Genomic DNA, 14,667 nt, shown 5'->3' with positions numbered 1-14,667 from the left:
CGACTCAGGCTTTCTCGGCCAGTGCCTTCTCGAGCACCGCCTGCAGGCGTGCATCGCTCGCTTCGACGTCCGGCGCGAAGCGTGCGATCACTTCACCGCGGCGGTTCACGACGAACTTCTCGAAGTTCCAGAGTACCTCCGGCGCCTCGTTGGTCGGAATGCCATGACCCTGCAGGCGATCACGCATCGGGCCTTCACCGATGCGTTCGGGCTGCGCTTCGATCAGCGCGCTGTACAGCGGGTGGCGCTGCGGACCGACCACCGGAATCTTGGAGAACAGCGGGAACTGCACGTCGAACGTCGTCGAGCAGAACGACTTGATGTCGTCGTCGCTGCCGGGCTCCTGCGCGAGAAAGTCGTTGGCGGGAAAGCCGAGGATGGTGAAGCCCTTGTCGCGCCAGCGCTGGTAGAGCGCCTCGAGGCCTTCGTACTGCGGCGTCAGCCCGCACTTCGAGGCGACGTTGACCACCAGCAGCACGTCGCCGCGCCAGGTGTCGAGCGTGGTGGAAACACCGTCGATCTGCTTCACGGCGATGTCGTACAGATGGGCCTGGCTCATGTGGGATCCTCGTTGGCGTGACGGAAATACGCCAAGCATAGGCCAACACGCAGTGCCTTGAACGTCGCGACGATGTGATCCCCATGACGTTCGACATTTCAATATGCAAGCATTGCTAGAATCGGCCCAGGGCAGGGGAATCGATCCCCAGGGGAGCGAAAGCAATGCGTTATGAGAAAGGTCACAAGGAGCAGACTCGGCAGAAGATCGTCGAAGCGGCTTCTGAACGGTTTCGCGCGGACGGCATCGACGCCGTCGGCGTGGTGAGCCTGATGAGCGACGTCGGGCTGACCCAGGGGGGGTTCTACAACCATTTCGGTTCGAAGGAAGACCTGGTGCGCGACAGCGTGGCATCGGCTGCGACGTCGGCAAAAGACCGGATGGCCGTGCGTGTCGCGGGCTCACGTTCGGAGCCGCATCGTGCGATGGTCAACACCTATCTGTCGGCGGATCACCGCGATCATCCGGCATCGGGCTGCGTGGCGGCCGCACTGGCGGCCGAGATGGGCCGCCGTCCGGAAGAGACCCGCGCGGCGTTTTCGGAAGGCTATGCCGAGATGGTCGAGCTGATCGCGTCGACCCTGCCGGCGTCGGTGCGTGGCAAACGCCGTCGCACGCTGGCCATGTCGGTGTTCGCATCGATGGTGGGTTCGATGTCCCTCTCGCGCGCCGTGGCGGAACAGGGACTGTCGGACGAGGTGCTTACGCTGGGCCGTCAGGCGGCGCTGGCGTTGATCGACGCGGGTTGATCAGCGCGCCGGGACGGGCGGCCTGCCCATGGCGGCCGTCTTCTCGGCGATCTTCGCCCTGATCGCGGGAATGGCGGCCAGTGCGGCCCGCTCGCCTTCGAGGATCGCCACGTTTTTCTGATCGAAGTCGGTCGGTCCGATCTGACCGACCTTCGGCCGGATCACGATGTCGGCACGGCCGAGTTCCTGCTCCGCCAGGCGACGTCCCATGATCGTGATGGACTGGCCGACGATGCCGACCATGCTGTCGGGATTGGTGCCATCGGGGCGCGCCGAGATATCCACGGCGATGACGATGTCCGCACCGAGCTGGCGCGCCGCGTCCACCGGCACGGGGCTGACGACACCGCCGTCCACGAAATGCTTGCCGTTGATGTCCACCGGTTCGAACACGCCGGGGATGCTGCTGGATGCACGCACGGCCTGGCCCGCATTGCCGCGAATGAAGATGGCGCGGTCGCCGTTCTCCAGCTGGGTGGCCACCGCCGCGAATGGCGTATGCAACTTCTCGATCGGTGTGTTCTTCAGGAGTTCGTTGACGTAGTCCTGCAGCTTCTGGCCTTGCACGAGGCCACCTGAAAAGAAGCGAACGTCGCGGATCTTGCCCTCATCGAGCGCAAAGGCCTGCTCCTGCAACTGGAAGGCATCCATGCCGGAGGCATACAGCACGCCGACCACGCTGCCGGCGCTGGTACCGGAGACGACGTCGGCATGAATGCCGCTGGCCTCCAGCATCTTGATGACCCCGATATGGGCGAAGCCCTTGGCCGCGCCGCCGCCCAGCGCCAGTCCGATACGCGGCTTGGCCGCGAGTACCGGCACGGCGGTATCCGGGCGCTGATCCGGCCTGGTTCCACCGAAGCAACCGGTGAGCAGGGTCGCGAGCACGAGCGGAAGCCAGGAGCGGGCGCGGCGGAGCGTCATGGAAGAAAACCGTAAGAAGGGCAGGCGGATCATCGGGCACGCTGGCGGCGGCCGGATGACGGACGGATGGCTAAAACCGGGCAGCGCGTGTGCGACGCCCGGCGGTCGATCAGTCGCGGGTGTGGTCCGCGTCGAGGTGGTAGCGGGTCGCCACGTCGACTTCGTTCTTCGACCCCAGAAACACGGGCACACGCTGGTGAAGCGCCGTGGGCTGAAGGTCCATGATGCGCTCGCGGCCAGTGGTGGCGGCGCCGCCGGCCTGCTCGACGATGAACGCCATGGGGTTGGCCTCGTACATCAGGCGAAGCTTGCCGGTGCCACCGTGGCCGGTGATCTTCGCGTCCAGCGGATAGATGAAGACACCGCCGCGGGTGATGATGCGATGCACGTCGGCGACCATCGAGGCGACCCAGCGCATGTTGAAATCCCGCCCGCGCGGGCCGGTCGAGCCTGCCAGCAGTTCACCGATGTAACGCTGCATCGGCGCTTCCCAGTGGCGCTGGTTCGCCATGTTGATCGCGAACTCGGCCGTTTCGGCGGGAATGGTGATGCCCCGACGGGTGAGCACGAAACTGCCGTGCTCGCGGTCCAGCGTGAACTCATGCACGCCGTGACCGAAGGTCAGCACCAGCAGGGTGCACGGGCCGTAGACCACGTAACCGGCGGCGACCTGTTCCGTCCCCGGCTGCAGGAAATCGGCCGCCTTGGGTTCGGTGACGCCATCCGGGCAGCGGAGCACGGAGAAGATCGTGCCGACCGAGACGTTGACGTCGATGTTGGAGGAGCCGTCGAGCGGATCGAACAACAGCAGGTGGTTGCCCTTGGGGTAGGCATCCGGAATCGGCTGCGGATCTTCCATTTCCTCGGACGCGCACGCCGCGAGGTGACCACCCCAGGCGTTGGCTTCGAGGAGGATCTCGTTGGAGATGACGTCGAGCTTCTTCTGGGCCTCGCCCTGGACGTTGTCCGAACCCGCATTGCCGAGCACGCCGCCGAGGGCACCCTTGCCGGTGGCGACGGAGATGCGCTTGCACGCGCGGGCGACGACCTCGATCAGCAGGCTGAGCTGGGCGTTGATATGCCCCTCGCGCTTTTCTTCGATGAGGAACTGGATCAGCGAAATCGGTTTCGTCATTCGGACGGACTCAGGCGCGAAACCATGCATTGTCCGGGTGTGGCGTGAACGACGCCAGAGGGCTGCTGACAGAACGTTGTCAGCAGCCCCCGCGCAGACTGTCCCTTCACCGCCGAACCGGGGAGGGAACGCGTCATGAATCGATTTCTGGATCGTCTCGCCGAGCTGTATGCGCCGCTCGGCAAGCGGGGACTGCTGATGGACGGGCAATACCGTTTCACCCCGGATGAAAGATCGCCGGCAACCTCGCCGACGCCCGTAGGAGCGCGCCCCGCGCGCGAAAAGCCTGCCGCAGGCCGCGCCGGCCGTGACCCTGCTCCCCTCTCCGGAAGCATCGCGCGCAAGGCGCGCTCCTACAGTCTCCGCCACCCGAAAGGAAGCTTCACCGCATGAACCCGAGTCGCGTCGTTTTCCACCATGCCCCCAACAGCCGGTCGGGCAGCGTCCTCATGCTGCTGGAGGAACTGGGTGCGCAGTACGACCTGCACGTGATGAACCTGGTCGAGGGTGAGCAGCGCCTTCCCGCGTATCTGAAGATCAACCCGATGGGCAAGGTGCCCGCGATCGAACACCGCGGTGGTCTCGTGACTGAACGCCCGGCGATCTTCACCTACCTCGCCGATCTCTATCCCGAGGCCGGACTGGCGCCCGCGTTCGACGATGCGCTGCGCGGCCCCTATCTGCGCTGGCTCGCCTTCTACGGTTCGTGCTTCGAGCCCGCCGTCGTCGATCGCTGGGCGAAAAACGTTCCGATGCCGGCGATGCAGTCGCCCTACGGTGATTTCGACACCGTCATGGACCTCCTGGAGGCCCAGCTCGCGCAGGGCCCCTGGATGTTCGGCGACCGCTTCACCGCCGCCGATATCCTCTGGGCCAGCGCGCTGACCTGGACGATGGGTTTCGGCCTGGTGCCGCGTCGGGATGTCTTCGAGGCCTATGTGGCCCGCGTGATGGCGCGTCCGGCGGTGGTTCGCGCCGCCGCGCAGGACGCGGCGCTGGCGAAAGCCCAGACGCTGGCCGCCGCCTGAGCGCAGGACGATGCGCGGGCATGACCATCGCCGCTTTCCGTGCCACGCGCGGCAGGCGATGATCCGGGTATGCGCCGCGCCGACCGTCTGTTCCTCATCATCAACGCCCTGCGCGGGCGGCGCACCGCGCTGCCCGCGCGCCAGCTGGCCGCCACACTCGAGGTCTCGCTACGCACGGTCTACCGCGACGTGGCGGACCTGCAGCTTTCCGGTGTCCCCATCGAGGGCGAGGCCGGCGTCGGCTATGTCCTGCGCAAAGGCTCGGACATCCCGCCGCTGATGTTCTCCGCCGACGAACTCGAAGCACTCGTTGCCGGTACGCGCTTCGTCCGCGCGTTCGCCGGCGAGCGGCTGGCGCGCGAGGCGCAGGCCGCCATGATCAAGATCGAGGCCGTGCTCCCCCCGGACCTGCGCGAGCGCTCGGCACAGTCGCGCATCTTCGCCCCCATCTGGCGCGATACGTTCCAGAACGAGGTGGCGGCCATGCTCGATCGCCTGCACGAGGCCGTGCTCGCGCATCGCGTGCTCTGCCTCGACTACAGCGACGCGGAAGGGCGCGCGAGCACGCGTGAGGTCGAACCGTTGTGCCTGTCGTTCTGGGGTGGCGCATGGACGCTGGGCACCTGGTGCCGGCATCGTCAGGCTTTCCGCAACTTTCGCCCGGATCGCATCGTGGGTTGCCGGGATTCGGGAGAAACCTTCGTCGATGCACCGGGGCGGGACATCAGGGCTTACCTCGACACCATGCGCACGCACTACGCCGGCCTGGAATAGTTTTCGGGTTCGGCGGTCCGGATGCGATGATCGGGGTTTACCCGTCCCCCTACGGAGCCCGCATGTCCCCCTGGATTCGCGCCATCGCCTTCGCCGGCCTCGTCGCCGGTACCGCCCATGCCGCCACGCCGGCCGACGACGCCTTCAAGGCGATCTACACGAAGGAATGGGCATGGCGTAGCGGGCAGGCGGGCATCCTGACCTCGGGCGAAGCGCAGCCCGGCGAGGGCCGCCTGGATACGGTGGACGCCGCCAGCCAGGCCAGGCGCCTCGCCTACTGGAACGACGTGCTGGCGCAGCTGGGTCGCATCGATCCGGCCTCGCTGAGCGGCACGGTTCGTGTGGACTACGCCGTTTACCGCGCGCAGATCGCCAACCTCGCGGCTGCCCAGCGCTTCCAGCAGTGGCAGATGCCGTTCAACAGCGACTCGGCCTTCTGGTCCGACATCGGCTACGTGCTTCACGGCGACGACCTGCGCACGCGCGACGATTATCGGAAGTACATCGATCGCCTGCGCCAGATCCCGGCCTATATGGACCAGGAGATCGACAACATGCGTCTGGGCCTGGCGCGCGGTTTCACCGTCCCGCGCGAGGTGCTCAATGGACGCGATGTATCGATCGCCGCCGTCGCCGAACTGAAGAACCCCGAAGACAGTGCGCTGTACGGTCCGTTCAGGTCGCTGCCGAAGACCCTGCCCCCCAGGGACGCCGACCTGTTGCGTGCCGAGGCACGCAAGGTCATCGCCGAGGATGTGATTCCCTCCTACGGCAAGCTGCTGACGTTCTTCCGCAACGAGTACGTCCCTGGGGCGCGCCCGACCCTGGCGGCCGAGTCGCTGCCCGACGGTAAGGCCTACTACCGACAGCAGATCCTAGAATACACCACCCTGGATCTGACGCCCGATGCCATCCACGCCATCGGCCTGCGCGAGGTCGACCGCCTCCACAAGGAGATGGTCGCCACGATGAAGGAGACCGGGTTCAAGGGCGATTTCCCGGCCTTCCTCGCTTTCCTGCGCAGCGATCCGCAGTTCTATGCGAAGACGCCCGACGAATTGTTGATGCGCACGGCCTGGGTGGCCAAGCAGGTCGATGCGAAGCTCGGCAAGTACTTCGGCCTGTTACCGCGCCAGCGCTTCGCCATCGAACCGGTGCCTGCGGATATCGCGCCTTATTACACGTCCGGCCGCGGCGGCCCGGACACGTACCTCGTCAACACGTACGACCTGCCATCCCGTCCGCTGTTCAACATGCCGGCGCTGACGCTGCATGAGTCGATGCCCGGGCACGCGTTGCAACTGGCGCTGTCGGCCGAGCAGCAGGGTCTGCCCGACTTCCGTCGCGACGGTTACATCTCCGCCTATGGCGAGGGATGGGCGTTGTACTCGGAATACCTGGGCGAGGAGATGGGCATCTACCACACGCCCTACGAGCGCTTCGGGTTCCTCACGTATCAGATGTGGCGTGCCTGTCGCCTCGTCGTCGATACCGGCATCCACCATCTCGGCTGGACGCGTCAGCAGGCGATCGATTACCTCGCCGGCAATACGGCGCTGAGCCAGCGCGAGATCGCCAACGAGGTCGACCGCTACATCAGTTGGCCAGGGCAGGCGCTGTCGTATGAGTTGGGCTACCTGAAGATCCGCGCGTTGCGCGAGAAGGCGGAAAAGGAGCTGGGCGAGAAGTTCGACCTGCGGGCCTTCCACGACACGGTGCTGGCGCTGGGATCGGTGCCGCTGCCGGTGCTGGAGCAGCATGTCGACGCGTGGATTGCATCCAGGAAATGAGCAATGTCACGGCGCTCAGGCAGGAGCAAGCCCCGCTGGCGCCTGCCCGTATACGAACAGCTCCACAAATGGAGTAAACTGCATCACAAGTCCACAGGTAGAGCCGTCGATGCAGCCAGCCATCCACGTCGAACCCGGTTACGCCGATGATCTCGGCGGGCCGGCCTTGCGCGCCTTCTTCGCCCTCGCGGAGCGCTGGAAACTCCGCGGCGCCGAGCAGCGCACGCTGCTGGGCGATCCCCCGGAGTCCACGTACTTCAAATGGAAGAAGCTACAGGACGGAACCCCCTCTAGGGACGTCGTGGAGCGCATCAGCTACCTGCTTGGCATCTGGAAGGACCTCCAGATCCTTTTCCCCGACCCCGGCCAGGCGGATGCCTGGGTGCGCAAGCCCAACACTGCGCCTCTCTTCGGCGGCCACTCGGCACTGGATCGCATGCTCTCGGGCAACGTCGCCGACCTCTATGTCGTCCGTCAGTACCTGGACGCGCAGCGCGGCTGGAACGGATGACGACGGCACCGCCGTCGCGGCGGATTCGCTGGACCCACGCCTACCGCATTGTCCCCAGCCGTTTTCCTCCGGTGGGACTGTTCGACCGTATCGCCGATGCCAGGGACATCGATGCCGTCATGGCGATCGAGTCGATGACCAACCCCCGCCTGCGCGAGGAAATGGGCGCGCTGAGCATGGTGCCGCCCGACCGGCGCGTCTCCGGCCCCGGCACGACACCGATCATGGCCGCGTTCACCCACATTCCGCCAGAGGGCAGCCGCTTCTCCGATGGTCACTGGGGCGTGTTCTATGCGGCGCATACCATCGCCACCGCGATCGAAGAGACGGTCTACCACCGCGAAGCCTTCCTGGCGGCGACGCGGGAACCGCCCACCGACGTCCAGGTGCGGTGCTACAGCACCTCGATCGCGGGACGCCTGCACGATATCCGTGGGGGCTGGGCCGCCGAACACGATCCGGACTCCTATCTGGCCAGCGTCAAGCTGGCCCGGACCCTGCGTGAGGAAGGCTCCAACGGCATCGTCTACGACAGCGCGCGCCACCCGGGCGGGGAGTGCGTCGCGGTGTTCTTCCCCGACCTGATCGCGCCCTGCATGCAGGCCGAACATTTCATCTATCGATGGAACGGCCAGCGCATCGAGGCGGTGCTGAAGGTCACCGCGGTGGATCGTCCCGGTTTGCCCCCGGAGGCCTGAGCGGTTACGGTCGTCCGGATGAAACGCCTGACGATCCTCCTTATCTTCCTCGTCCTGTCCTTCGGCGCACACGCCAGGGATCCCGACCACAGCCGGTGGGAAACCGACATCCAGGCCTTCGAGGCCTCGGACAAAGCCAGTCCTCCGCCGGCCAACGCCGTGCTGTTCGTCGGCAGTTCGTCGATCCGCTTCTGGAAGAGCCTGGCTTCCGATTTCCCGCACTACCGCGTGATCAACCGCGGCTTCGGCGGATCGGACATGGACGACTCGACCGCCTTCGCCGATCGCATCGTGCTTCCGTACAAGCCCGCGGCCATCGTGGTCTACGCCGGCGACAACGACCTGCAGGGCGGCGACACCCCGGAACAGGTGCGTGACGATTTCGCCGCGTTCGTGACGAAGGTGCGCGCCGCGCAGCCCAATGTCCCGATCGCCTTCATCTCGATCAAGCCCAGCGTCGCCCGGGTCAACCTGCTGCCCAGCATCAACGCCGCCAACAAACTGATCAGCACCTGGGCCATGGCGCAGAAGAACGTGGCTTTTCTGGACGTGGCGCCCGCGATGATCGACGCGCAGGGCCAGCCCAAGCCGGATCTCTTCATCGAAGACGGGCTGCACATGAACCCGAAGGGCTATGCGCTCTGGGTCGCGCAGGTGGGTCCCTGGCTTGCCGACCACGCCACGGCGGCCGAAGTTAAACAGACCCCAAACACGACCACCCCGTGATACGGGAACTTCACGGCAAAGCCCTTATCTAAGTATTCGATCGCCGAGAGGCGACCTGTTGGCAGACGCCGCGTTTCATTGGCCATCTGTCCCGGGTCCCGCTATTTCCCCTGATAGCCTGGACCCGACGCGACCCCGGCAGCTCCTCCCCTGGCTGCCGGGGTTTTATTTTGTCCGCTCAAAGAAAAAGGGCAGGTCAGCTCTTACGCCAACCTGCCCCTCAGGGAATCCTGCTCGTTTATCCGGCGGATCAGGCCGCCTGCATGCGGCACGCGTAGGGCCGGATCGATGTGTCGAATGCCCGCCACACGCCGTCGTTGCCTTCGATGTTCAACACGATGTCCGATGCCGCGTTCAGTGCCTCGATACGACGGGCCTCAGCCAGCGCGCATTCGAGAGCATCCTCGCGGGAACAGAACTCGGCATATTCATTCTCATTCTTCTGGAGCACCCAGAGGCCCGGACCGACGGACTCGAACGGAATATCGAAGACGACCACAATGAACCCACCCTGTTGACTGAACGTGCGTCCATCCTAAGGGGCGATTCGTTAGGGCGCCGTTGAGGCTCAGTTATCTCCGCCGGAAACGAAGCCTTCGCGCGTGCCGATATTGAAAATTTTGTCCGCCGGGACGACATCGGAAGCCGCCACGGCGGTGCCGTCGGCCAGCCGGGCATAGATCGGCGTGAAGTCCGGACCGGTCGCCTCGAACAGCTGGGCGAAGTCGTCGATGACGAAGTACGTCTGCTGGTAGGAATCGATCCGGTACCGGGTGTTCATCACCCGCTCGAGGTCGAAGCCGACCCGGTTTGGCGATGCGGAGTCGATCGAGTAGATCGACTCGCCCTTGGAGCTGACGATACCGGCGCCGTAGATACGCAGGCCGGCATCGGTGCGGATCAGGCCGAATTCCACCGTGTACCAGTACAAGCGCGTGAGGTTCATCAACGCCTCGGGGCCGATCGCGTAAGCCTTCATACCGCCCTTGCCGTAGGCCTGCATGTAATCGGCGAAAACCGGGTTGAGCAGGAGGGGCACATGGCCGAAGAGGTCGTGGAACAGATCCGGCTCGGACAGGTAGTCCAGCTGGTCCGGCCGACGGATCCACCAGCTGACCGGGAAACGGCGGTTGGCCAGGTGGTCGAAGAACACCTCGTCCGGCAGCAGGCCTTCCACGGCGACGATCTCCCAGCCGGTGGCCTCGCCCAGCACCTTGTTCAGATCCTCGAAGCGGGGAATGCCGCCCTCGCCGAAGCCGAAACGCTCGACGCCGTCCAGAAATTCCTGGCAGGCGTACGCGGGCAGCAGGTCGCGCTGGCGCCGATAGAGTGTGTCCCAGACCTCATGATCGGTCTTCGAGTAGCTCGCCCACGGTTGCTCCACGATGCCGGTCGCGTAGACGGGCACGTATCCGCGGTCGGTTTGCTGATGCTCGACGCGGCGGGGGCTTTCCATGGGACTCTCCTTGAACGCTTGCCTGAGTGAAACAACAGCTTAGCGCCGAAACGGCGCAATGAGCTTGTGTTGTTGCGCTAGGCCGATAGTTGAGCGCAATATTCATGCGTATAAGATCGAACAAGAGAAAGAATCATGCAGTCCACGCTCGATCGCACCGATCTCCGTATCCTCGCGACCCTTCAGTCCAGCGGTCGTATGAGCAATGCCGATCTGGCGGCTGAGGTGAACCTGTCGCCGTCGGCCTGCCTGCGCCGTGTCCAGAAGCTCGAGGCGGATGGCGTGATCGGTGGGTACGGCGCGCGGCTGGAGCCCCGGGCGGTCGGGCTGGGTCTGCAGGCCTTCGTCCGGGTGCAGCTGTCCCGGCACGAGTCGCCCGCCATCGACGCGTTCACCGAGTCGGTGGCTGGCTGGGAGGAGGTGGTCGCCTGCTATGCCCTGACGGGCGACATGGATTACCTGCTCCAGGTCTACGTGGCCGATCTGGACGGCTTTTCGCAGTTCCTTTTGGACCGTCTGCTCAACGCCTCGGGCGTGGCCGACGTGAATACCAGCTTCGTCCTGCGCACGGTGAAGGCTTCGACGGCCCTTCCACTAGGAAATGTCTCAAGCTAGCCTGAGGCAAGCCCGCGTGGCGTAACGAGAAAGACAATGTCCCCTAGCGGCAGGGTTCGCCGGTCGTTAATCTTGTGTGCTTGATGGAAGCCGCCACCGCCAATCCGACACCCCGCGACCGTTTGCGTCCGCTGCGCTATGTGTGGCGGATACCCTTGCTGTTGCTCCACGTCCTCTTCGCCATCGTCATCTGTGCCGGCATCCTTAGCTGGTCGCGCGGTGTCATGAAGGACGGCAAGGAGCCGTTCGCGCATCGCGCGATCCGCCTGTGGTCGACCCTGCTCCTACGCATCTTCGGCCTGCGCAGCGTCCGCATCGGTACGCCGTTGCCCGATCCGGTCCTGTTCGTGGCCAACCACACGTCGTGGCTGGACATCGTGCTGCTTCATTCGCAGCGTGCCGCCTGCTTCGTGGCCAAGGCGGAGATCGCCGGCTGGCCGCTGGTCGGCTGGATGGCTGCCCGTGGCGGCACGATCTTCCACCGGCGCGGCAATAACCACTCGCTGGCCTCGGTGATGGCGGTGATGGTGGAGCGCCTGCGCGAAGGGCGCGCGGTCGCCGTGTTCCCCGAAGGCGGCACGGGCCACAACGGCGTGCTTCGCGTCTTCCATGCCCGTATCTTTCAGGCGGCGCTCGATGCCGGGGTGCCGGTACAGCCGGTGGCGCTGCGCTTCGCTCGTCAGGGTCGTCGCATCATCGATGCGGGCTTCCGGGAAGACGAGAGTTTCGTGGGCAATATCCTACGTCTGCTGGGCGAGGCCCCGATGGACGCGGAAGTGCACTTCCTCGAGCCTGTGCCGCTATCCGACGACGGGCGCCGCCGCATGGCGGAGGCCTCGCGCGAGCGCATCGCGCTGGCCCTGGATACCGATACCTCCGCATGAGCCTGCCCAAGGGCGTCGACCTGAATCCGCCGTGGCCGCTGCGTAGCGGCCACGTCCAGACCATGCTCTCCTCCAGCGGCATCCGTCGCACCCTGCTGCCCAAACGGGCGCACAAGGTGCGGGAAGACGCACGCGAAGTGCTGGTCGACGTGGGCAGCGGCGATCGCCTGAGCGGGCGCTTCACCCCGCAGACCACCGGTGGCGCGTCGCGCGGTCTGGCCATCCTTTTCCACGGCTGGGAAGGCAGCGTCGATTCCACCTACGTCCTGCAGACGGGCAGCCGCCTGCTCGAAGACGGCTGGGACATCTTCCGCCTCAACTTCCGCGACCACGGCGACAGCCACGGCCTCAACGAGGCGCTGTTCCACTCGTGCCGCATCGACGAGGTGGTGACCGCGCTGGGTGAGATCGCCCGGATGTTCCCCTCGCGTGTGATCGGCGTCGCCGGTTTCTCCTTGGGCGGCAACTTCGCACTGCGCGCCGCCATGCTGGCGTCTAAGCAGGTCATTCCGATCGATTACGTGCTGGCGGTCTGCCCGATCATCGACCCGGCCGAGGGCCTGTTCTCGCTGGAGAGCGAGGCGCCGTGGTTCTACAACGCCTACTTCATGCACAAGTGGCGACGCTCCCTGCGGCTCAAGCAGGAGGCGTTCCCGCAGCATACCTATTTCGAGCTCGACGAGCTCAAGCAGAACATGCGCGACCTGACCAGTTCGCTGGTGCTGCGCCATACGGATTTCGGCTCGCTCGAGGCCTACCTCGACGGCTACTCCGTCGCGGGCGACCGGCTCATGGGCCTGCACGTTCCCGCGACCATCCTCACCTCGCGCGACGATCCCGTCATTCCGGTGAGTGCCTTCCATCAGCTTCGCCTGCCGCCCAACATCGAGCTCGATATCGCCAACTATGGCGGACATTGCGGTTTCATCCGCGATTTCAGCATGACCAGCTTCACCGACGACTACATCGCGGCCCGCTTCAACGCCATCGCGGGCTGAATCACCGCAACGGGAGTCCGTCCATGCGTAGCGCCCTCGTTCTTGCCCTGTCCCTGCTCGCCGCCCCCGCTTTCGCCGCCACGCCGGCGATGGAATCGCTCAAACTGCCTCCGGGTTTTCATATCGCCGTGTGGACCGACAAGGTGCCCAACGCGCGTGAGATGGCGGTGGGCACGAACCACACCGTCTTCGTCGGCTCGCGCGACGCGGGTCGCGTCTATGCCGTGAGTTATGCGGCGGACGGCACCGTGGAGAAGGTACGCACCGTCGCCAGTGGGCTACAGCTGCCCGTCGGCGTCGCGTTCCACAAAGGTGACCTCTATATCTCGGCCGTCAGCAGGATCGTGGTGCTTCGCGACATCGAGAACCACCTCGACGCGCCGCCCGCGCCCGAGGTCATCACCGACAAGCTGCCCACGGAAACGCATCACGGATGGAAGTACATCGCGTTCGGGCCGGACGACAAGCTCTATGTGCCGGTCGGCGCGCCCTGCAATATCTGCGATCGCGACTCGGAAGGCTTTGCCCAGCTTCGCCGCATGAACGCGGATGGCAGCGGCAGCGAAGTCGTGGCGCGCGGCATCCGCAATACGGTGGGTTTCGACTGGCGCCCGAGCGACAAGACGCTGTGGTTCACCGACAACGGTCGAGACATGCTCGGCGACGACCTGCCCAACGATGAACTCAACCATGTGACGAAGACCGGCCAGCATTTCGGCTACCCCTTCTGCCATCAGGGCGACACACTCGACCCCGACTTCGGCAAGGGCAGGAACTGCAAGGACTACACATCTCCCGTGCTTAAGTTGGGCGCTCATGTCGCCGCGCTGGGTGCCCGCTTCTACCAGGGCAAGCAGTTCCCGGCGGCATATCAGGGCGCACTCATCGTCGCCGAGCACGGTTCGTGGAACCGTACGGCCAAGTCGGGTTATCGCGTGATGATGGTGCGCCTCAACGGCGACAAGGTGACCAGCTATGAACCCCTCGTGGAGGGCTTCCTGGTTGGTGAGAACGCCACCGGCCGTCCCGCCGACGTGCAGCCGCTTCCCGATGGCAGCCTGCTGATCAGCGACGACGACAACGGCGCCATCTATCGCGTCACCTACAAGAAGTAATTCGTAAGCCAGGAGAACCGCCATGCGTTTAACCAGCGACAGCATCGAACACGGTAAGCCGATTCCGGCCAACTTCGCCTTCATGGAGATCGGTGAGCCGATCAAGCCGGCCGGCAACGTCACCCCGCATCTGGCCTGGACCGAAGTGCCGTCGACGGCGAAGTCCTTTGCCATCGCGGTGATCGACACCGACGTGCCCTCGAAGCCGGACGACGTCAACGTCGAGGGCCGCGAAGTGCGTCGCGACCTGCCGCGCGTCGAGTTCGTCCACTGGCTGATGGCGAACATTCCGCTCGAGTGCCGGGAACTGGGCGAAGGCGCCTGCGGTGAGGGCGTCGTGCCGCGCGGCAAGAAAGATCCGGTCGGTCCTCCCGGTTCGGTTCAGGGCCTGAACGACTACACCGGCTGGTTCAAGGGCGACCGGGACATGGAGGGTCACTACCACGGCTACGACGGCCCATGCCCGCCGTGGAACGACAGCATTCCGCATCACTATCACTTCCACGTCTACGCGCTGGACGTGGAGACGGTCCCGCTCGAGAAAGGGTTCAACCTTGCCGAGCTGCGGGACGTGATCGAGGGGCACGTGGTGGACGAGGCGGTAATCACCGGGACGTACTCACTGAATCCGAAGGTCAAGGCCTGACCTGGTCGCCGACCGGCCGGCCCCCATCGGAGCCGACCGGTCGATGACCGATTCCATCA

At 65.2% G+C, this 14,667-nt stretch carries 18 protein-coding genes; 13 read left to right on the top strand and 5 right to left on the bottom strand.

Features of this window, described 5'->3' with window-relative positions:
* Positions 1 to 4: 4 nt before the first annotated feature.
* Positions 5 to 559 carry a glutathione peroxidase gene (locus tag FA85_RS09740; RefSeq protein ID WP_036109209.1) on the bottom strand — a complete coding sequence of 185 codons (555 nt, stop codon included), beginning with the start codon at positions 557 to 559 and terminating at the stop codon, positions 5 to 7.
* Between the two features lie 164 nt (positions 560 to 723).
* On the opposite strand from FA85_RS09740, the gene FA85_RS09735 reads away from it, so the two are divergent.
* Positions 724 to 1,308, top strand: a complete 585-nt coding sequence (locus FA85_RS09735) for a TetR/AcrR family transcriptional regulator (RefSeq protein ID WP_036109212.1) — start codon at positions 724 to 726, stop codon at positions 1,306 to 1,308.
* On the opposite strand, the gene FA85_RS09730 is transcribed toward FA85_RS09735, so the two are convergent.
* Both FA85_RS09730 and FA85_RS09725 read right to left on the bottom strand, forming a co-directional pair.
* The gene (locus tag FA85_RS09730; protein ID WP_051943164.1) at positions 1,309 to 2,232 is read right to left on the bottom strand and encodes a patatin-like phospholipase family protein; all 924 of its coding nucleotides are present in this window, start codon (positions 2,230 to 2,232) and stop codon (positions 1,309 to 1,311) included. It abuts the gene before it with no gap.
* Between the two features lie 109 nt (positions 2,233 to 2,341).
* Positions 2,342 to 3,367 carry a class 1 fructose-bisphosphatase gene (locus FA85_RS09725; protein ID WP_036109215.1) on the bottom strand — a complete coding sequence of 342 codons (1,026 nt, stop codon included), beginning with the start codon at positions 3,365 to 3,367 and terminating at the stop codon, positions 2,342 to 2,344.
* A gap of 135 nt (positions 3,368 to 3,502) precedes the next feature.
* On the opposite strand from FA85_RS09725, the gene FA85_RS09720 reads away from it, so the two are divergent.
* The 7 genes from FA85_RS09720 (at position 3,503) to FA85_RS09690 (ending at position 8,894) form a co-directional block, all read left to right on the top strand.
* Positions 3,503 to 3,760 carry a hypothetical protein gene (locus FA85_RS09720; RefSeq protein ID WP_036109218.1) on the top strand — a complete coding sequence of 86 codons (258 nt, stop codon included), beginning with the start codon at positions 3,503 to 3,505 and terminating at the stop codon, positions 3,758 to 3,760.
* Positions 3,757 to 4,395 (top strand): glutathione S-transferase family protein, encoded by a 639-nt coding sequence (locus tag FA85_RS09715; RefSeq protein ID WP_036109220.1) that lies wholly within the window; start codon positions 3,757 to 3,759, stop codon positions 4,393 to 4,395. Before FA85_RS09720 ends, FA85_RS09715 begins: the two co-directional genes overlap by 4 nt.
* Positions 4,396 to 4,464: 69 nt before the next feature.
* On the top strand, positions 4,465 to 5,169 hold the full coding sequence (locus FA85_RS09710) for a helix-turn-helix transcriptional regulator (protein ID WP_036109223.1): 705 nt from the start codon (positions 4,465 to 4,467) through the stop codon (positions 5,167 to 5,169).
* A 62-nt stretch (positions 5,170 to 5,231) separates the two neighbouring features.
* Positions 5,232 to 6,959, top strand: a complete 1,728-nt coding sequence (locus FA85_RS09705; protein WP_051943168.1) for a DUF885 domain-containing protein — start codon at positions 5,232 to 5,234, stop codon at positions 6,957 to 6,959.
* Between the two features lie 109 nt (positions 6,960 to 7,068).
* Entirely contained in the window at positions 7,069 to 7,470 is a 402-nt protein-coding gene (locus tag FA85_RS09700; protein ID WP_036109226.1) for an MbcA/ParS/Xre antitoxin family protein, read from the top strand.
* A complete protein-coding gene (locus FA85_RS09695; RefSeq protein WP_036109228.1) occupies positions 7,467 to 8,168 on the top strand; it encodes an RES family NAD+ phosphorylase in 702 nt (233 codons plus the stop codon). The genes FA85_RS09700 and FA85_RS09695 overlap by 4 nt, the downstream gene beginning before the upstream one ends.
* A gap of 18 nt (positions 8,169 to 8,186) precedes the next feature.
* Positions 8,187 to 8,894: an SGNH/GDSL hydrolase family protein gene (locus FA85_RS09690; protein WP_051943170.1), complete on the top strand. Its 708-nt coding sequence runs from the start codon at positions 8,187 to 8,189 to the stop codon at positions 8,892 to 8,894.
* A 250-nt stretch (positions 8,895 to 9,144) separates the two neighbouring features.
* Here FA85_RS09690 and FA85_RS09685 read toward each other — a convergent pair whose 3' ends face one another.
* Both FA85_RS09685 and phhA read right to left on the bottom strand, forming a co-directional pair.
* Positions 9,145 to 9,393 (bottom strand): hypothetical protein, encoded by a 249-nt coding sequence (locus tag FA85_RS09685; RefSeq protein ID WP_036109231.1) that lies wholly within the window; start codon positions 9,391 to 9,393, stop codon positions 9,145 to 9,147.
* 69 nt (positions 9,394 to 9,462) lie between these two features.
* Positions 9,463 to 10,350 carry a phenylalanine 4-monooxygenase gene (gene phhA, locus FA85_RS09680; protein ID WP_036109233.1) on the bottom strand — a complete coding sequence of 296 codons (888 nt, stop codon included), beginning with the start codon at positions 10,348 to 10,350 and terminating at the stop codon, positions 9,463 to 9,465.
* Positions 10,351 to 10,485: 135 nt separating this feature from the next.
* Here phhA and FA85_RS09675 point away from each other — a divergent pair, with 135 nt between their 5' ends.
* From FA85_RS09675 to FA85_RS09655, 5 genes are all read left to right on the top strand, one after another.
* Entirely contained in the window at positions 10,486 to 10,965 is a 480-nt protein-coding gene (locus FA85_RS09675; RefSeq protein WP_036109235.1) for an Lrp/AsnC family transcriptional regulator, read from the top strand.
* Positions 10,966 to 11,048: 83 nt separating this feature from the next.
* On the top strand, positions 11,049 to 11,849 hold the full coding sequence (locus tag FA85_RS09670) for a lysophospholipid acyltransferase family protein (protein WP_036109236.1): 801 nt from the start codon (positions 11,049 to 11,051) through the stop codon (positions 11,847 to 11,849).
* Positions 11,846 to 12,847: a YheT family hydrolase gene (locus FA85_RS09665; protein ID WP_036109237.1), complete on the top strand. Its 1,002-nt coding sequence runs from the start codon at positions 11,846 to 11,848 to the stop codon at positions 12,845 to 12,847. The genes FA85_RS09670 and FA85_RS09665 overlap by 4 nt, the downstream gene beginning before the upstream one ends.
* Positions 12,848 to 12,870: 23 nt before the next feature.
* Positions 12,871 to 13,962, top strand: a complete 1,092-nt coding sequence (locus FA85_RS09660; RefSeq protein ID WP_036109238.1) for a PQQ-dependent sugar dehydrogenase — start codon at positions 12,871 to 12,873, stop codon at positions 13,960 to 13,962.
* Between the two features lie 22 nt (positions 13,963 to 13,984).
* On the top strand, positions 13,985 to 14,608 hold the full coding sequence (locus tag FA85_RS09655) for a YbhB/YbcL family Raf kinase inhibitor-like protein (RefSeq protein WP_036109239.1): 624 nt from the start codon (positions 13,985 to 13,987) through the stop codon (positions 14,606 to 14,608).
* The last annotated feature ends 59 nt before the right edge of the window (positions 14,609 to 14,667 follow it).

Source organism: Luteibacter mycovicinus (assembly GCF_000745235.1).
GTDB lineage: Bacteria > Pseudomonadota > Gammaproteobacteria > Xanthomonadales > Rhodanobacteraceae > Luteibacter > Luteibacter mycovicinus.
This window is presented reverse-complemented; position numbering and strand designations above follow the sequence as displayed.